The organism is Akkermansia sp. RCC_12PD (assembly GCF_036417355.1).
Taxonomy (GTDB): Bacteria; Verrucomicrobiota; Verrucomicrobiia; order Verrucomicrobiales; family Akkermansiaceae; genus Akkermansia.
Genome location: NZ_CP143889.1, coordinates 1,078,394 through 1,097,818, shown reverse-complemented (window position 1 = coordinate 1,097,818; position 19,425 = coordinate 1,078,394). Strand labels below are relative to the sequence as shown.

Here is a 19,425-nt window from a genome sequence, read left to right as displayed (position 1 = left end):
TGGTTGAAGAGAGGGGCTGCACCCTGCCGCACGGGCGGCGGCAGGGCAGTAGAGCCTTTATTCCCACTCGATGGAGGCCGGAGGCTTCGTAGAAATATCATAAAGGACGCGGTTGATGCCCTTTACTTCATTGAGGATGCGGTTGCTGGTTTCACGCAGCAGGGCGGCAGGCAGTTCCACCCAGTCCGCCGTCATGGCGTCTTCCGACACAATGGCGCGCAGATTGGTGGCCCATTCGTAGGAACGTTCATCCCCCTTGACGCCCACCGTCTTGACGGGAATGAGGCCGGCATAGGCCTGCCAGACTTTTTCATACCAGCCGTATTTTTTCAGGTTGCCGATGAAGATGGCGTCGCATTCCCGGATGATGTCCAGCCGGTCCCTGGTGACCACGCCGGGGCAGCGCACGGCCAGGCCGGGACCGGGGAAGGGGTGGCGCCACAGAATGTCGTGGGGGATGCCCATGGAGGCTCCCAGTTCGCGTACCTCGTCCTTGAACAGTTCCGCCAGGGGTTCCAGTACCTTCCCCTGCGCCTGAAGCTCCAGAACGCGTTCCACGCGGTTGTGGTGCGTTTTGATGACGGAAGCCTTGGATTTGGCGTTGGAGGCGCTTTCAATCACGTCCGGATACAGGGTCCCCTGGGCAAGCATTTCCGCATTGCCCACGGCATCCCAGAATACGTCAATGAACAGGCCGCCGATGATGCGGCGCTTCTTTTCCGGATCTCCCTCTCCGGCCAGGGCCGTCAGGAAGCGTTCGGAGGCGTCCACCGTTTCAATCTTGACACCCATGCGTGCGAAGTTGGCGCGGACTTCATCCGCCTCGTTTTTCCGCAGAAGGCCATTGTCCACGAAGATGGCGCGCATGTTTACCCCGGCTTCATGCAGCAGAACGGCCAGCACGGTGCTGTCCACGCCGCCGGAAACGCCGCAGACGACCTGCTTGTCGCCCACGCGTTCGCGGATTTCACGGATGAGTTCCCTCTTGAAGTCGCCGATGTCGAATTTTTTCAGATTGGCGGCGCAGGAGAGGAAATTGCGCAGAATGGTCCGCCCTTCATGGGAGTGGGTCACTTCCGGGTGGAACTGGATGCCGAAGGTGGTTTCCCCCCATTGCAGGGAGACGGGAATTCCTTCCGCATTGCGGGCGATGATCCGGCAGCCTTCCGCCAGATGGTCCACCGTGTCCGAATGGCTCATCCATACCTGGGAGGAAGGGGACATGTCTTGATACAGCCCTGTGAGGGATTCCGGAATGAGGGCGGCGGGGCCGTATTCCCGCTTGTTGCTGGCCTTGACGCTCCCGCCATGCTTGATGTTGAGAAGCTGCATGCCGTAGCATACGCCCAGAACGGGAACGTTCAGGCCCTGGAGCCAGTTGAAGTCGATATCCGGCGCGTCTGCGTCCGTCGTGCTTTTGGGGCCGCCGGAAAGGATGACGGCTCCGGGTTCGTGGATCTGGTCCAGGTCTTCCAGAGCGTACAGTTTGGCCATGTAGCCCAGTTCGCGCACGCGGCGCACGATGAGCTGGGTGTATTGAGAGCCGAAGTCGATGACGGCTACGAGATGTTTGTCGTCCATGAGAGAGATTTTAGCAGGAATAGTTGATGGGTTCTTCCGTGATGGTGATGTCGTGGGGATGGCTTTCCTTCAGGCCGCCGGAAGTGATTTGGACGAACCGGGCCTTTTCCCGGAGCTCCTGCAGGTTGCGGGCGCCCAGGTAGCCCATGCCGGAACGCAGGCCGCCCATGAGCTGGAAGACGACGTCCGCCAGCATGCCCTTGTACGGGACGCGGGCTTCCACACCTTCCGCAACGAGCTTGCCGGAGCTGTTCTGCCCGTACCGGTCGCCGGAGCCGCGGCGCATGGCTCCGAGGGACCCCATGCCGCGGTATTGCTTGAAGTGGCGGCCCTGGTAATGGACTACCTTGCCGGGGCTTTCCTCCGTGCCTGCCAGCAGGCCGCCCAGCATCACCAGGTCGGCGCCGGCCGCCAGGGCCTTCACGATGTCTCCGGAATAGCGGATGCCGCCGTCCGCAATGACGGTTACGCCTGCGGGGCGGGCCACGGAAGCTACTTCCTTAATGGCGGTGAACTGGGGCATCCCCACACCGGAAATGACGCGGGTGGTGCAGATGGAGCCGGGACCCACGCCCACCTTGATGGCCTGGACGCCCGCCTTGATCAGGTCGGAAGCGCCTTCCGCAGTGACTACGTTGCCGGCCACGATGGGGCGGTCCGTCAGCTTGCGGAGATTGGAAACCACATCCATCACGCGTGTGGTATGGCCTGTGGCGGCGTCGATGAACAGGGCGTCAGCCCCTGCGGCGACCAGGGCCTTGGCCCGGTCCAGGTAGTCGGGGCCTACGCCTACGGCAGCGCCGCAGCGCAGATGGCCGTGGTCGTCCTTGGAGGCGTCCGCAAACATGGCGCGCTTCTGGATGTCCGTTTCCGTGATCAGGCCGGCAAGAACGCCGTTTTCATCCACGAGGGGAAGCTTTTCAATGCGGTGCGTGTAAAGGATGTGGCGAGCTTCTTCAATAGTGGTGCTGGGGGCGGCGGTAATCAGGCGGGAAAGAGGGGTCATCACATCTTTCACCAGCACGTGTTCGTAATCGTCCACTCCGCGCATATCGCGGCCGGTGACGATGCCTTCCAGCTTTCGGTTGGCATCCACCACGGGGAAGCCGGAGTAACCCTGGTCCATCATGACGTGATGGACTTCTTCAAGCGTCATGTCTTTGCTCACCGTGACGGGGTTCGGGATGACGGCGTTTTCAAACCGCTTCACGCGGGAGACCATGGCCGCCTGAATGTCGATGGGATTGTTGCGGTGGATGACGGCGAGGCCGCCTTCACGTGCCAGGGCAATGGCCAGTTCCGATTCGGAAACGGTGTCCATGGCCGCGGAAAGCACGGGGATTTTCATGTTGAATCCGGGAACGAGCTGGGAACTGATGTCCGCATCACCGGGAAGAATCGCGCTCAGGCGGGGCAGCAGGAGCACGTCGTCAAAACTTAATCCAAGAGGGAAATCTGCCATGCGACAATCTACAGTCAAATACCCTTTGACGCAAGCCGAAACACACAGACCTTCCGTTTTTGAAGATATGCCCCGGAAGAGCGCAGCTGAACAAACGCCGGCGGGAAGAATGGTGGCTGCCCTGTAGAAAACTCTTCCCTCTTGATCTGCAAAAACGCCTCTCTTATCCTAAAAGAAAAAGAATCATGTCCATGAATACCCCAAAACCGTACAGCATCCTTTTCGTCTGCCTGGGTAACATCTGCCGCTCTCCTGCCGCTGAAATCATTTTCAAGGCCATGGTGAAGGAACAAGGTTTGGAAGGGCAAATTGAAAGCGACTCCGCCGGCATGATCGGCTACCATCGGGGATATCCTCCCGATGCCCGGATGCTGGAAGCCTTGAAAAAATACGGCTACAGTAATCCAGGACTCAAATCACGCCCTGTCCGGAAGAATGACTTGGAAGAGTTTGATCTGATTGTGGGTATGGACCGGGAAAACCTGCGCGATTTGAAGAAGATGGACAAGAATGGGCTCGCAGAACGAAAAATCGTACCCATGTGCTTTTTCGCAACCCATTTTCTGGATGAAGAGGTACCGGATCCCTATTATGGCGACCGGGAAGGATTTGAACACGTCGTGAAACTTCTGGAAGATGCCTGCTCCGGTTTACTGGGACATTTGAAAAAACAGATGAATCCCTGAGAGGTGTCTAAGGCTATTATTTCATGATGTCAAAAGACTGCCGATATGACGGCTGTTGGGAGAAATGAATAGGAGTCGCTGTCCCTCATGCTTTTAAATGAAATTACAAGGGCATCGTAATTTTTATAGACTTATTATTGACTGACATTGCGGTCATGCATCATTTCATTAATGAATTCTTCCTTAAATTTGTTGGACTTTTCTAAATAATCTAATTGCTCTTTCAATGTTGTACATCTCATTTCAAGAAAAGAATATTTTTCTTCTTCTTTTATGGATATTTTATCTTTATTTTCAACACCTTCAAATTTTAACATTGCATATTCATGACTCCTATTTTTAAAATTGCCAAATTGTTCTATAATATAATCAATATTTATATCTCTGTAGTTGTTTTTAAGATAATCCCTGAATTGGCGAAATACTGGCGCCATTTTTTTATTCATTTCAGCATGGGACATGTCTTTTTCATGGTCGGATATTTTTGATAAATTCAGCATCATCACTGCATATTCTCTTTGAAATTCCTGGGTAGTGTTTTTTAAATTGATAGAAAATAAAATGCCTCGATAAAATGCAGCAGGTGCTAGTCCTTTCCAAGTAAAACATTCCTCACCATTCATCGCGAGAAGAGTAGTAGCAATCACGTTAATGATGGCTTTTTTTCTTTCTTTCTTGAGAGTGTTTTCCATAGATCCATTTTGACTTTGAGGTTTTTCAGTACCAGATTGATTCTCTTTGCAAGACGAGGTGAGCATCAATGAACTAAAAGAAACGATTTTTATTACTTTAAAAAACATATTATTATTCAACATCTTTTTTTTCTTTTGTGCAACAACATTCTTTTGGCACTTCTTTTTCTTTTTCTTTAGCATTTTTGAATTTGACAAATTCACTGCCACCCATCCACAAGAATGAAGGTGTATATGGATTGCCTCCATCAAAATTTAATTTCCCCTTTGAACCAACTACTGTTCCGCAAAAATGTTTACTTATGGATTCAGAAATAGAATTTTCACCCTTTGCGGATTGACATCCAAAAATTGCAGAAGTATTACACGGAAGAAGATTGTCTACAGGTAGACAGGTGGGCGGATATCTATGGGGATTTCCTTCTGTTTGACTTGACGCAATACTTTTTTGACCATTTGCAGCCGGGTCAAAAATCATTCTAGAGGGATTCGTAGACGAATGACCGATGTATACAATTCCACACAAACATTTTTCTTTTTTCATTGTTTCTATAAGACATTCAGGTGTGTGAGACGGTACTTCTTTGATTGTTAAACAGTCCTTATCGAATTTTTTCTGTATCAACATTTTCACTTTTTCTACAACAGCTTTAGTATCAAATTTTTCGCCTACAATATTCCCATGTTGTGAATAGGTGATTAAAAAGGTGCACTTATACTCTGAAAGTGTTTTTAAATTTTCATTTAGTGCTTTTTCAAAACTTTCTAGACCATCTGGCTCATCCGGTTCGGGCGTAGAAGAAGTTGGTCTAGGTAGGGGCATATTTGCAGTTGAACTCCAGTAACAGTCATTCAATCCTAAATAGTCTATTTTGTTGTTGGCGTTGGATACGAATTCATATAGATTCCATCCTCCCCGTTCGGTAATGGGGTCTCTGTTGATCCACCTGCCGTCTGTAGGGTTGAAATGCCGATAATTGTAATAGATGAGTCCCAATTCATCATCCATATATTCACAGGAAAAACGGAACTTATTAAATTGAGCAATATCACCTTCTGATTTAAGAACTTGTCCGAAGGAACTATATTCATATAATGCCTTTCTTTCCTTCTGTTCTCCAAAGATAGAAGTAACATTTTTTAAGGAATCGTATAGATAGTAAAAATGTTCTTTTTTAGCTGCCATGTTTTCTTTCCAGCATTTCATCATCAGAAGGCGTGTAGTTAATGGCTCATTTGGATCCCACCAATAGCTTTTTACCAACATAGCTTCAGGATGCATCAAATCTAGTTCGGCGATTTGTAAATAACCCCGGTAGAGATAATAAATGTGACTATCTGTTATTTTGTTGACTACAACTTTTTTTTCGAAGCATCGACCTATGCAATCATATTTAAAAGAAATCACTAGACGGTTATCTTCACTGGTGAAGGAGATGGGTCTGTCATTAGCATCATAGGAAACGTTCCAAACGCCTGTTGAAGTTTTGATATGTGTTTGATTGCCGTCTGCATCGTAAGAAGGTATGAATGACGTTTCTTCTCGGTTGATAGTTATATATTGGTTGAGTCGGTTGGTATTATAGTATCTTTCTCCTTCCAGCTCCCGGGAGATTTTGCGGTTACCTATATTGTCGTATTGGTATACAAAGTTCTCTCCTGCTAAGAACTGGTCATTGACCAACTCACTTCTACTATTATAGGTAAAATTTCTTGTTGTACTTGTGGTTGCATCCCAGAAGTTTTGGCGTTGTATTGGACGCATCAGTTCGTCATATTGATAGGTATGTCCGGCAATCATATCGCCATTTTCCAAGTCCTCATAGTTGATGGATGAAAAAAGGTTGAGAGTGGGATGATAGATGTTCTTGCGGACGAGACCATTAGGATAGGATAATTGTTTAAGGAAACCACTAACATTATCATATTCCCAAGTGAAGGGAGATGTCAATTCTTCTAAATCCATTCTAGTGATAGCTCCTTTGTGGTTATAACCAAGAGAGGAATGTTGAACAGTACGTGTTCCAAGCATCAAACAATATCCAGAAGAACGGCCAAAAGAATCGAAATTTTCCTGAAGACAATTTTCTACAGTTCCAAAGGAAGTATCTTGGATCATTTTGCCATAGGCGTCGTAGGAAAGTTCTCTAATACCGGAAGCGTCAGTGATAGAAATTATCTGTCCGAGATGGTTGTAGTTGAAGTGCCAAGGAGGAGTGGCGTCATTATGGGTGACAGAAATGAGTTCTCCGGTAAGTTGTGCATATGCATAGCTGGTAATGATACCACGTGCTTTGGTGACGGTTTCCAGACGATTGAGCCGATCATAAGTTTTGACGGTACAGGAGCCGTCCGCATAGGTCTTTTTCAATTCGAACCCCGTAGCCGTATCATATAGCCATGTAGTACTATCTCCATCAGTACGGTCAGAAGGATCAGTTGCGATATCTCCTTCTCCCGTTCTGAAAGTGGTGAGAGTTACCATATGGTCGGTTTCATCATAAGCAAAACAAAGGGGGCGTGTAGCAGTTCCGAATTCAGCCGTCTTTCTACCACGAATGTCATAGGAATAGCAGATGGTGTCTCCCAGAGCATTGGTTATGCAGATTGGAGAATCATAATAAGATGAATAGCGGATCGCTGTTACATTTCCAGCAGGATTGGTAACCTTGACGGAGCGTCCGGCAATATCAAATTCTGTTGTGGTGACATTTCCTCGGGCATCGGTTTGCTGTAAAATCATGCCTTTAGTGGTGTAGGATCTTTCCTGTGAGAAATGGATACCGGCATGGTCGGTCTGAGTTACCGTAAAATTATCTACGGCAAGAAATGTAGCCACGATGTCGGAGGTAGGGATTTGACTGTAATGGATACATTGAGTAGGGCCTCCGTATTCTGTCCACTGCATACTCTGATGTCCATAAATGTCTGTAGTAATATTTTTCTTTTTTAATACTGAACTCAATTCAGAAATTAAACTTTCTTTGATTTGTGTAAGAGGAAAACCTGCAGTATTGTACGTTATGAATGTTTGTAATTGGTATACGCCATCTTCCCTGATTTGATGACATATTGTATTTTCCGATATTCTGTTCTTCGTGACATTGTCCGGGTTAAACTGATCCAAAAGAATGGTTTCTTTAATTGCGTAACCAATTTCATTATAGGAAGTCATTGTAGGTGCCATATCTTCTGTCTGGGTACAGATGAGCTGTCCTTTGTCGTTGTAGTAGTTTCTTGTGATAATGAATTCTCCCAAAGTATTTGGTTGTTCTTGTCGAATAGTTTGACCAAAGCCGTTTTCCAAGGTTTTGGTGAGGATAGAACCTTGAGAAAAGATAGTAATGAGGATTCCTTCTGGTGTTAAATTAATCTGTGCTTCGGTTTCCCGCTGACCGGTTCCTCCCCGGAATATAATGAATCCATCATAATATTTTTGAACTACTTGAGTCGCCCCTGAAGGATTGGTAATGGTGGTGGTGAGTTGATTGTCACTGTATTGGGTCCTGGTCACACGTCCGAGGATATCGGTTGTGGAAATAACCCTTCCCAAATCGTCGTACTCCGTGCTTTCAACCGTCGTCAGGGCACCGACATCCTTTCGTGTGGAAATAATCCTTCCTGCGGCATCATAAATGTAGCTGGTGATGGTTTCAGGCGTGGTTTCCGTGGCGGAACGAATAGTTTCAACTAGTTGCTTGGCCGAGTTGTATGCGTAGCTGGTTGTGATGCCATCTTCGTCGGTTTCTCTCAAGGGACCGCAGCACATCCATTCCGTCGTGCGGATGCGTCCATTGCCCTTCGTCGTCTTGGTACGGCGAAGTTCAACATCGTATTCATAATCTTCCGAAGTAATTAAAGACCAATTTTCACCTGTGTGGACGTATTGCTCCTGTCTGGTGGTGGTGCCGTTTTCAGCGACGTATTGCACGGTTCTGGTACTTTGGCCGGGAACAATGCTCCCGTTTGCCTGGACAGTTGAGGTCACCTTGTGGGTAGCACCATGATCCGTGGTGGCTTCATAGGTATAGACGGTCTGAACGCCGTTGATACCCTGGCTCATCTTCTGTCTTCCCCGGGCATAAGGGTATTGTGTTGCTTCTCCATAAGTCTCCGAGATGCTTGTGTGAACCTCATCGGAGCCCAGAGCCGTCTCTGTAACTGTGGTCCGGTTGACTTCGTGGCTGTCTTCATAAGTGTAGCTCCTTTGGTTCAGAACGGTTTCCGTTCCGTCCTGGGCAATGATGATTTCCCTTTCCGTTGCCGGCCTGAAATCATTGAAACGCAGGTCGGCATAGGTGGTACGTGTTCCTTTTTCTCCTCCTCCTGCCCACGGTGTTGCTTCCAGAACCACCCGGCCCTGGTCGTCGTACTCATAGCGCGTGTAGCCTCCGTCGGGCTTGATTTCCAATGACACGCGGAACTGGTCGTTATACGTGTAGAGTGTTGTTTGGGCCAGAGGAGTATCGTAGCCTTCCGTGCTGCTGATGGTCAGCCAGCCTCCGTCCGTGCTCTTCTGGACGGTGCGTACGCAGGATACGGGCGTTTCCTCGTTGATCTTGCGGTAGCTCTCAATCATTTCCCACTTGGAGCCGGGCAGGAAATTGCGCTCAATCCGCCGTACGATGCGCTCGTCCCCTTCACCCTGGGTGATAGTTACATTGTTGCCTTCCACTTTCCGCTCCGTGCGGAAGGCGGGCATGCCCTGCCTCTGCTCGGTGATGAGCATCACGGGTTCTCCATCCTTGACAGTATTTTCATAGCTGACCGTCTTGTAGGGAGTCCCGGAAGCAGTTACGCTCCGGGCGGTTTTGTTCACCTGGGAGGGGGAGTACCACTCCAGGGTGAGTTTGTTGCCTTCAGGCACTGCCTGGAGAAGACCCTGCGACTGGGACCAGATGCTTTGGATGGCGCCGGTGGAGGGATGGCGGTTGACCTGGAGTTTGGCAGCATAGGCTTCCGCCGTGGTTTCCACCCCGGAAGAAGAAATCAGGGAGACAACCTTGCCGGTGGAAGCCGAGAAGCGCAGGGTACTTCCATTGCTCTGGACCATGTCCAGATAAATGGGATTTCCGTCAGTGCAGGGAGACTTGTCCTGGTTGAGCAGCCGGACCCTGTAGTTGAGTTTGCGTGAGCCTCCGGAAACGGGAGCGTCGGCGCTTCCGGCGGCGGCGCGGAAAGAGATGGAGCTGCCGGTTGGGCGCTTGACAGTTGCCTGGCGGGAAGCGGAGTCCCAGGAGCAGGTCCATTCGAGGGGATGCTTGTAGCGCAGTCCGATGGAGCATTGAGGATTGGCTCGGAAACTGAAGGTGGCAAAGGTAGTAGCTCCGCCTCCTTCACCCCCGCCTCCGGAGTTTTCCCCGCCGACTTCCAGCATGCCTTCACAGTCGTCGGGATCATTCGGATTGCCGCCGAAGGAGTGGCCTCCGGCAGAGTTGGGTCCTCCATTCTTGTCACACTCGGATTGAGCGCTTTCTTCCTCGCATTTGCAGGAACAGGGGCATGGGCAGCCTTCTTCTTCCGGTCCGCTGGAGGAGGAAGAGGAATTGCTGCTGGAACTGGAGCTGGAACCGGAACTGGAACTGGAGCTGGAACTGGAGCTGGAACTGGAGCTGGAACTGGAGCTGGAACTGGAGCTGGAACTGGAGCTGGAACTGGAACTGGAACTGGAACTGGAACTGGAACTGGAACTGGAACTGGAGCTGGAGCTGGAGCTGGAGCTGGAGCTGGAGCTGGAGCTGGAACTGGAGCTGGAGCTGGAGCTGGAGCTGGAACTGGAGCTGGAGCTGGAGCTGGAGCTGGAGCTGGAACTGGAGCTGGAGCTGGAACTGGAGCTGGAACTGGAGCTGGAACTGGAGCTGGAGCTGGAGCTGGAGCTGGAGCTGGAGCTGGAACTGGAACTGGAACTGGAACTGGAACTGGAACTGGAGCTGGAGCTGGAGCTGGAGCTGGAACTGGAACTGGAACTGGAACTGGAACTGGAGCTGGAACTGGAGCTGGAACTGGAACTGGAACTGGAACTGGAGCTGGAGCTGGAACTGGAGCTGGAACTGGAGCTGGAACTGGAACTGGAACTGGAGCTGCTTGACTTGGGATCAAACCCAAAATCAAACCCTCCCCCTTCCGAAGAGCTGCTGGAGGTGGTCTCCTCTTCCTCGTCCCGATAAAGATTGACCAGGGTGATAACTTCCTCCCCTTCCTTGTCCGGAGGAGTTACATTGGGGTCGAGGTAGGAATTGATATCGGGCACATCCGTCTTGTCGGAAAGAACGGCAATGCAGAACTCCTGTCCGGAGCCCAGGGTGGGGTGGTATTCATGGACGATTCGGCACCAGTAATACCCCTGTTCCAGCACGACGCTCTCCGGCTTCACGGAAAGGTCCTTTGCTTCCTTCGTGAACTCTACATTCTTGAATGGGATGGCCAGGGAGATGGAGGAATCGGCGTCCAGGGAGAGGAAATAGGTACCGCGTTTCATGATCTTGAGGTACCCGGTCCATTCATGGCGAGTGTCATCGGAAGCGGAGCGAGGGGAGATGAGAACGGGGGCGGTGATGCCGTTGGCGTAGAAGTCGGCCTGCGGTTGCCCATTGGCGAACATGGGAACGAAGGGATAACGGGGTTCCTGGGTAATTTGGGTATTGTTCATTGTCTTGTAAATCAGGTTGGTGAAGGATTTGTAAAATGTAAAAATCAGGATCAGAGTTAGTTGTTTTATTCAACCGTACAAGAGAGAAAAGGGAGAGAATGTTACAGGCAACTTACCTTGAACGGTTGTGGCAATAATTTGTGCCACAAGGGTTTCCACGCCTTATACGTTTACGTGAGAATATTCAGTTTCTTGGAAGAAGGGATACAAGAGAGAATAGGCTTTTCTTCCGGACAGATTTTGAACATAATTATCTACTTTAATTCTGTCCCGCTTCAATTGTCTGATTTGTCTCCATCTGCTCATCGAATAAAAGAGCATTATAAGCGTTTAACATTCCCATCCCATCACCTGATGGATAATCATCAATACAACAAGACTATCCTATATAGTTCCGTTTAATAATATATTTATAGGGTAGACATTTTTTTATTTACCCTATTTTTTCTTGAATATAAACCAAAATTTCAGTATCTAATAAATACATTATGAAGCGTGTTTCTTTTCTTTGCATTTTATTTTCAGGGCTACTTTCAACCATAGCCCATGGAGAGTTAGCCTCTTCTTCCCATGTTGCTACGCAGGCTGAAGTCGAACAGGATAGTTTTCTCAGGGGTACAGCTCGGAATTTAGAAAAAAGCGATGTGGTCCTGGCTGTCATCATTTACAAAATAGTGTCCACTGATCAGGGAACAATGCACTATGCCCGCGTCGTTCAGTCGCTGCGGGGGGATATTCCCGTAGAAGCCTTGGTCAAGTGGAACGGGCACGCCAATAAACTCCCTGAGGGCAGCGCTCCAGAAATAACCATGTCTTCTGATTGTTTGTTGACTTATGTTCTTGCCTCTTCCAAGAATGTAGAAAAACTGCCGGATACGTCGGAAGATTTCACTCCGGCTGACAGCATTTATGGGCTGGATTTCTACAGCCTGGGAGATTGCGTCAGATATTTTCCGATGACGGAGAGTGACCCTGGCCGTGCCATGAAAAAGCTTCTGCATATCGAGCCGGCAAAAATTTCCGCCGAATCGGAAGCAGCCCGCTTTAAACCGGAATCCGACAAATGATGTGGTTTTCCCGCTCTTGTCTCCGCTTTGGGAAAAAAGGAGAGGACCTCTTCAGGGGAAAGTATCGACATCCAGAATCCGGGGATGCCGCCCGAGAGCGATTCTGCTACTCTACTGGAGTGCGCTGAATGATAAGCAATAAGCGGACATTACGTCAATTCAGGGAGCGGATCAGTCCGCTCCCTTTTTTAGCAGCCAGAAGCTGGAAAATCGTCTTGTTTTTTCATTTATTTTAAGTATATGTGAATTATGAAATCCTTTTTTCTTTTTGTTTTTACGTTTTTTTTCCTATGTAGTGCGGCAGTTCGTGCGGATTTGATTCAACAAAGTGAGATTGAGCCTGAATCGCGAGAGGCAGTTCTGGCGAGTTATTTAAAGAAAGCCGATACCGTCCTGCTCGTATGCGCCTATGAGGCGCGGTATACTCCGATCCCTAGGGGGGGAGGCCTTGTATGGGACAGGGCCTGCCAGTGCCGCGTTGTCAAGTCATTGCGCGGCAAGGTTCCCATGGGCTCCCTATTGAACTTGCATCGAAAGGCGGAGAGCTTGCCTGATGCCGGTACAGTCAGGACGGAGGGGAGTGTACGTTTTATCGCCTCGCCCGTTCAAGGAGCGCTATGGTATGTATTTTTGGATTCGAGCAAACTGGCGAAACAACAAAACAACCAATATGAGTATTTTTTAGATACGATGTGGTTAAATCCCTTGGCATGGAGCAATGAAGAGGGTATGATGGCCTTTCGGAAACTTATGCGCGTGGAGGAAGGCTGCCTTGTGGAAGAATCCGATGCTGTGCGGATGAGGAAAAAACAGAACTATATAGAATAGCGTTGTTGTGTTGATGATCATCCATCAGGTGATGGGATGGGAATGTTAAACGCTTATAATCCTCTTTTATCCGATGACCCGATGGAGACAAATCAGACAATTGAAGCGGGACAGGATTAAAGTAGATAATTCCGTTTTTGAATAATGCGGAAACTGTGTGAACTGATATAGTTTTAAAATCTCCGGTCCGGTTTGTGGCAGGCTTAACAATTTTCAGGGTGCTTGAGGAGGAAGTTTTCATGAGTGCGGAATAAGGCACCGATGCCATCCAACGAATAGTTAATGCTTTGCTGCATGTGTTTTTTTGCCATTCGCGGATTTTCTTCTTGTCTTGAGAACCTAAAAGGGGGAGAAGATGGAGTGTATAAAATCCCCTCCCTGCATGAAACATCATTCTTTTATTGTTGCTTGCCTATTAGGTATTTGCAGCATCGCGTCCTCTCTTGCCGCCACAACGGTGCGCTATCCCTCTTCCGTTCCTTCCCATTTGGCGACGGGACAGCCCTTCCAGCTTGTGTTTGACAAGGCCGTGGTGGCGTCCTCCGAGGTTGGCAAGCCGTTGAAGCCGGGCTTGCTGAGTGTTTCTCCAGACTTGAAGTTTTCTTCCAAATGGATTGCCCCGAATGTTTTGGAGTGCCGTCCGCAGGATATCATCCATTTCAGGGCCAGTTATGAATGGAAACCGGAGGAAGGAGCGCGTTTTCAGGACGGCTCCCCCATTCCGGAGGACGCCGTCCGCCTGACAGGGCGCAGGAAGTTGAATGCCGATCTGGAATCCACAAGCCGTTATTGGAGGAATGATGAAATTTATCCTTGGGAGAGTTTTTTCCTGGTGCTCCCCGATTACGTTCCTGGAGAAGAAGCCCTGCTGAATAAAACTTATTTTACCACGGTTTTGACGGATGAGCAGAAGAAAGCCGGCGTGGAACCCCATACGATTGCTTCCAGAATGAGGCCGGCGCTTTTGAAGGAGGTGCGGGAGGCGGAGGCGTACCGCGTAAGGTACCGGGTGCAGGGCAGGGAGTTTCAGGGCAAGCCGGACGATACGCCCGTTCCAGGCGTGTACGTAGTAGAACCGGAAACCCTGTTTTCTTATGGCAGCACTTATTATTTTGTCATTCCGGACATTGGAGAGGCCTCTCCGCAGGGCAAACAGTCTGAGAAGTGGGATGAAAGACTGGGCAAGGTGGCCAAATTTTCCTGTTCCGCGTATTATGGCACGGTGTCAGATCAGGAAGGTCGTCTGACCATGAAATGGACGCAGCCGGTAAAGATAGAGAATGTGGATCAATTTTTCCGTGACCATGCCGAGTTTTTCATCGGGAAAAATAACAACCCCATGCCTTATGACGAAAAGGTTCGCGGCTTTACCGCCATGGTGGAGAATGAGGCTACGGGACAGAATCAAGAGGTAGTGATACGCCCGGATCGTGAACGTCTGGCAAAGGTGAAGCTTGTGCGGCCGGATTGGTACGGTTCCCTGCCCGTGCTGGTATGCGGAAGCAATCCCGTCTTTAATTTGAAGTGGAGGTGGAAAAACGTCCGTTCCGTGGACGGCCAGAGGCTGGAAGGCACAAATGCCGGCTCCCATGTGGAAGTGCGCCCGGAAAATCCCTCCCTGTTTCTGGATGCGGGGAATAACGGCATCATGTCTGCCGGGTCGCGCAAATTGAAGGCTTCCGTTAGCAATTTGAAGGATTTGACCGTACGCGGCTACCGCATTCGTGAAGATGCGCAGCACCGGACGCTCACAGCCTACAAGAAGATTTACGAACGGGACCAGGCGGCTCCGCTGCCGCGTACCGTCACGGACAAGGACGACAGGCATTTTCTTCCTGCCGAACTCCTTTCCGCAGACAGAAAGGAAGTGATGAAGGTGGATGTGCGCGGCAAGACGGAAGCCGTGATCGGATTGGACGAGCTTTTCGGCGGGAAGGCGGACCCGGGCATGTACTTCATTGAGGTGGAAGGGCAGGTGAGCGATCCGGTATTGGCGGCATACAAGCTTTTCGGCGTGCCGGGACCGGACGGGACCAGGAAGGAATTCAACAAGGAGAAGCAGGCAGCCTACGCCGTACAGGCTGTCGTGCAGGTGACGGACCTGGGCGTCCTGCACAAGAAGACGGCGGATGACATGTTCGTGTACGTATATTCTCTGGCTACGGGCAAGGCGACGGAAAAGGCGGAAGCACAGCTTCTGGATGCGGACGGCAGTCTTCTTGCATCCGCCTCCGTGGAGAAGGGCACGGTACGCCTGCCCATGAGCGGAAAGGCCGCCTATTTGCGCGTCCGGTCCGGAGCGGACAGTTACCTGAGCCCCTTGAAGGATTGGAACGGCCGCGTGGGGCTGTGGTCTTTTGACGTGGAGACGCTGCCTTACTGGTGGAATGAACTTGGCCTGAATCCCGCCACCACGGCGGAGAACAAGGTGTTCATGTTCTCGGACAGGAATCTGTACCGTCCGACGGAGACAATGCATTTGAAGGGGATCATGCGTACCCTGCTGGATAACAAGCTCAGCGTGACGCCCGTGGAAGAGGTGCAGCTGACGATCAGGGACGGCCGGCAGCGTGAAGTTGCCGTCAGGCAGGTGAAACCGTCGGATGCAGGTACGTTTGATCTGGATTTCAACTTCCCGGAAGGGGAAACGGGGATGTATTCCATTACCGCCAAATTGCGGTTGAAAGGAGATGCGGAGGAAGATTCCGATGAAGACAACGACGGCGAGTACGACAGCAACCGCTATTACCGCAGGGAGTTCAACCGGAAGAACCGGGAGTTCCGCTATTCCGTAGAGGTGGCGGAGTTCAAGCGCAATGAGTTTGAAGTGGAATCCGTGATTCATGACCTCAAACCCGGCGACAAGGTGTTGAAGGCCGACGTGAAAGCCACGAATTTCACCGGAACGCCCGTTTCCGGAGGGAAGGTGAACTGGGGGCTGCGCAGCATTTTTTCCAATTTTTATCCGGCAGGATACAAGGATTACCGTTTCGGTGATTACCGGAATGAGGATTATGGGTATTGGGATGCTTATTACGGTTATTCCGGCGGAAGTCCCTCGTCAGGCATGCAGCAGCAGTCCGCTGTTCTGGACGCGAACGGGAAGAATGCCGTGGAGTTTTCCCTGGACGGGCAGGCTTTTCCGCGCGTCCGGAAATTGATACTGACCGCTTCCGTTACCAACGGGAATGAACAGTTGATCAAGGCTGCGCGCAATGCCACGTGGAATCCAGCCTCCGTATTCGTGGGCGTAAAGAATATTTCCTCCATCTGCCGCCAGGGTACGCCGCTGGATTTGCGGCTGATTGCCGTGGGTCTGGACGGCAAGCCTTACGCCGGAGGGGATTTGCCATTGAATTTGGAAGTAACCCGCACCGCCTTCCAGTCCACGCGTTATGATGGAGACCATACCACTACCGTGCGCAACGAACCATTGACAAGCACCGTTGAGAAGAAGGAACTGGTTCTCGCTCCGTCGGATTCCGCCAATCTTCAGGAAGGCGGCAAGCCCGTATCCATTCCTACAACGCAGGATGGCATTTATGAGGTGACGCTGTCCGGACGTGATCCGGAAGGCCGGGAATTCCGGACTGCCGTGAAGTACTGGGTGTACGGCAGCGACGTTTCTCCGTGGGAATATCATGACGGCTTGAAAGTGAAGATCATTCCGGACAAACAACTGTACAAGCCGGGAGATACGGCGCGTCTGCTGGTCCAGACGCCCATTGAAGGAGAGGTCATCGTGACGGTGGAACGCGAGAAGGTGCTGCGGAGCTTTACCAGGACGCTGACGCTGGACAATCCCGTTATAGAAATTCCGCTGGAGAGCATGGATGCTCCGAATGTTTATGTGTCCGTTTTCCTGGTCAAGGGGGCGGATTTAAGCAGCCGCAAGGTTCAGAATCCCCAGTTGAAGCTGGGATATGCCGCGCTGAAGGTGCAGTCGGCAGACAATATGCTGAATGTGGAGATGAAGGTTCCCGCCGGCATGTCCCTGCCGGGCTCCATCGCCACAGTCAGCGGCGTGGTCACGGACCACCGCGGCAAGCCTGTCCGCAATGCGGACGTATGCCTGTTTGCGGAAGATGAAGGCACCCTTCAAGTCATCGGTTACCGGACGCCGCAGCCCATCCGGTATTTTTATGCGGACCGTCCCTTGTCAGTGGGTACCTGGACGACGCTGGAGCAAATTCTGGATGAGGACTGGGGAAGCCGTTCCACGGATAACAAGGGCATGTTCATCGGAGGTGGGGACGGCGTTTTCGGTTCACCCATGAACGCTGCGGCGCAGCAGGCGGTGTATTTAAGGGAGGATTTCAACCCTTGCGCGGTCTGGCTTTCCTCCATCCGGACGGATGAACAGGGACGTTTCAAGGCTTCCTACAGGAATCCGGACACGTTGACCCGCTACCGGGTCATGGCCGTCGTTCTGGCGGGGGATTCCGACTTCGGCAACGGGGAAGGGGCTTATGTGGTGAACAAGCCCATCATGCTGGAACCTGCCCCTCCTTTCACCGCCACGGCAGGGGATTCCCTGAATATCCCGGTGACTGTCAGCCAAACGGGTACCAGGAAAGGGAAATGGACGGTAACGCTGAAGTCCAATGATATTGCCGCTGTTCCCCAGCCCACTCAAACGCTGACGCTGGAGGGAAATCAGCCGAAAACACTGGTTTTCAATGTTAAATTCCATAAGTCCGGAGAGGCCCGGCTGATATGGGAAATCCGTGCCGCGGATGCGGAAGGAGTGTCGTATTCCTCCGGTGTTTACTCCCTGCTGCGGGATGCCGCAGCCAATACGTTTGAGGTGGTTCCTCCCTTCCCGGATTTGCGTGAGTTGCGCTGTTTCTCCCTTTCTTCCGGCAGCACGCTGGATGTTCCCGGCATGTTATCTACGCCTTTCCTGCCGGGCACTCCCGTACAGGTGACTCTCAGCACATCGCCGCTCATTTATGCGAACGGAAGCGTGAATTTCCTGCTGCGTTATCCCTACGGCTGCCTGGAACAGCTTTCTTCATCCACCTTGCCTTGGATTTACGAACCGCTACTGGCCAAATATCTGCCCGATTTCAAAGGAAAGACTAAGGAAGAACGCAGCAAGGCTCTGAGGGGAGGCATCCAGAAGATTCTGAGAAACCAGCTTCCCGACGGGGGCCTGGCCTACTGGCAGGGCGGAACTTCGGTGAGCGAGTATTGCCCTTATGCCGCCCTGGTGCTTACTCTGGCACGGGAAAGCGGAATTGACGTTCCGGAAAAGCCCCTGGACAAGTTATACGGTTATCTGGCAAGGAGCTTGTCCAATAATCCCCAGGGGGATTTGCTGGGAGCATGGGTTCTTGCGCGGGCAAAGCGCCTGCCGGACTCCCTGCTGAACCGCCTGCTGGACAGGTCCGGTTCATTGAGTCCGGAAAACCGGATGTACCTGGCTTTGGCCGTAGCATTGTCTTCCCGTCCGGATGCCGAAACGCTGGGGCGTCGTCTGATAAATACGGAACCGGAGAAGAAGGAATCGTCCCATATTCAGCTTTTAAGAGGTCTGGCGGACATGTCCCTGTCTTCCGGCGATGCCGCTGCCCGGATCCGCCTGGCCCGGTTGATCATGGACAGGACGTCGCGCCCCTTTGGAGAAAGGCCTCTGTACACGACCTGGTCTTCCGGATGGGACGTCATGTTGCTGGGCGAGTATCTCAAGGAAGTGAAGGAATCTTCCGTTTCCGCACCCTTCCGGGTGGATCGGGGGGCGCAGGTGACGAGCGGAACATGCTCCCTGGCTTCCCCTGCGCAATTCCGTACGGCAGTGGGGGAAAAGGCCGTGCTGAGCCTTCCTGATGCCGGTTCCACCGTTTACGGGAATGCGGAAGCCCACGGGCGCAGCAAGACCCAGGAAGATGGTGCCGCCGTCAACCGGGGCTTTGCCGTTTCCCGCGTGTATGAAAAACTCAATTCCGAAGGCAAATGGGAACCTGCCGCGGAGTTTGCGGTGGGAGACCTCGTGAGAATTACGCTGCATGTGGACAAAGGGCCCACCCCCCTTTCCTATGTGGTGATGGAAGATTATCTTCCTTCCGCCTTGGAAGCCGTCAATCCGGCTTTGCTTTCCCAAATACCGGGAGGCCGCGAGAACGAGGCTGCCAGCCAGGGAGACCGCTGGTTCTACTGGAATTCCTGGGTATCGCACCGGGAGTTTCTGAAAGACAGGGTGCGCTTCTTTGCCGATACCTGGAGCCGTGAACGTTTTACGGCCCGCTACCTGGCGCGGGTGACCAAGTCCGGTACCGTCATTGCCCCATCCGCCAAGGCGGAGCTGATGTACAGGCCGGAGGTATACGGCTTGAGCATTCCCCAGAAACTGACTGTGCTGCATGGTGAGGAGAAGTAAACATCGCTGAGGGAATAAGCGCCTGTGCCCGTTTTTTCTTAATAACCCGGAAGGGTGCCGTCATCGCGGCACCCCTCTGCC

At 51.5% G+C, this 19,425-nt stretch carries 10 protein-coding genes; 6 read left to right on the top strand and 4 right to left on the bottom strand.

The window, feature by feature from the left end:
- Window positions 1-57: 57 nt before the first annotated feature.
- Together guaA and guaB are read right to left on the bottom strand one after the other, a co-directional pair.
- Complete coding sequence (gene guaA, locus V3C20_RS04505; RefSeq protein ID WP_130084131.1) at window positions 58-1,581, bottom strand: glutamine-hydrolyzing GMP synthase; 1,524 nt, start codon at window positions 1,579-1,581, stop codon at window positions 58-60.
- A 10-nt stretch (window positions 1,582-1,591) separates the two neighbouring features.
- Window positions 1,592-3,043 (bottom strand): IMP dehydrogenase, encoded by a 1,452-nt coding sequence (guaB, locus tag V3C20_RS04500; RefSeq protein ID WP_130084132.1) that lies wholly within the window; start codon window positions 3,041-3,043, stop codon window positions 1,592-1,594.
- Window positions 3,044-3,234: 191 nt separating this feature from the next.
- Between guaB and V3C20_RS04495 the strand changes: the two genes are divergently transcribed.
- The gene (locus V3C20_RS04495) at window positions 3,235-3,729 is read left to right on the top strand and encodes a low molecular weight protein-tyrosine-phosphatase (protein WP_130084133.1); all 495 of its coding nucleotides are present in this window, start codon (window positions 3,235-3,237) and stop codon (window positions 3,727-3,729) included.
- A gap of 134 nt (window positions 3,730-3,863) precedes the next feature.
- On the opposite strand, the gene V3C20_RS04490 is transcribed toward V3C20_RS04495, so the two are convergent.
- Both V3C20_RS04490 and V3C20_RS04485 read right to left on the bottom strand, forming a co-directional pair.
- Window positions 3,864-4,604 carry a hypothetical protein gene (locus V3C20_RS04490; protein WP_149874643.1) on the bottom strand — a complete coding sequence of 247 codons (741 nt, stop codon included), beginning with the start codon at window positions 4,602-4,604 and terminating at the stop codon, window positions 3,864-3,866.
- Complete coding sequence (locus V3C20_RS04485) at window positions 4,534-9,798, bottom strand: RHS repeat-associated core domain-containing protein (RefSeq protein ID WP_149874417.1); 5,265 nt, start codon at window positions 9,796-9,798, stop codon at window positions 4,534-4,536. Before V3C20_RS04485 ends, V3C20_RS04490 begins: the two co-directional genes overlap by 71 nt.
- 109 nt (window positions 9,799-9,907) lie before the next feature.
- Here V3C20_RS04485 and V3C20_RS04480 point away from each other — a divergent pair, with 109 nt between their 5' ends.
- From V3C20_RS04480 to V3C20_RS04460, 5 genes are all read left to right on the top strand, one after another.
- On the top strand, window positions 9,908-10,588 hold the full coding sequence (locus V3C20_RS04480; RefSeq protein WP_330935427.1) for a hypothetical protein: 681 nt from the start codon (window positions 9,908-9,910) through the stop codon (window positions 10,586-10,588).
- Between the two features lie 149 nt (window positions 10,589-10,737).
- The gene (locus tag V3C20_RS04475) at window positions 10,738-11,130 is read left to right on the top strand and encodes a hypothetical protein (RefSeq protein WP_149875024.1); all 393 of its coding nucleotides are present in this window, start codon (window positions 10,738-10,740) and stop codon (window positions 11,128-11,130) included.
- 428 nt (window positions 11,131-11,558) lie between these two features.
- Window positions 11,559-12,137 (top strand): hypothetical protein, encoded by a 579-nt coding sequence (locus tag V3C20_RS04470; protein ID WP_130084412.1) that lies wholly within the window; start codon window positions 11,559-11,561, stop codon window positions 12,135-12,137.
- 249 nt (window positions 12,138-12,386) lie between these two features.
- Complete coding sequence (locus tag V3C20_RS04465; protein WP_130084411.1) at window positions 12,387-12,965, top strand: hypothetical protein; 579 nt, start codon at window positions 12,387-12,389, stop codon at window positions 12,963-12,965.
- Window positions 12,966-13,347: 382 nt separating this feature from the next.
- Window positions 13,348-19,344, top strand: coding sequence for an MG2 domain-containing protein (locus V3C20_RS04460; RefSeq protein ID WP_161981394.1), 5,997 nt, complete (start codon window positions 13,348-13,350; stop codon window positions 19,342-19,344).
- Window positions 19,345-19,425 lie beyond the last annotated feature (81 nt).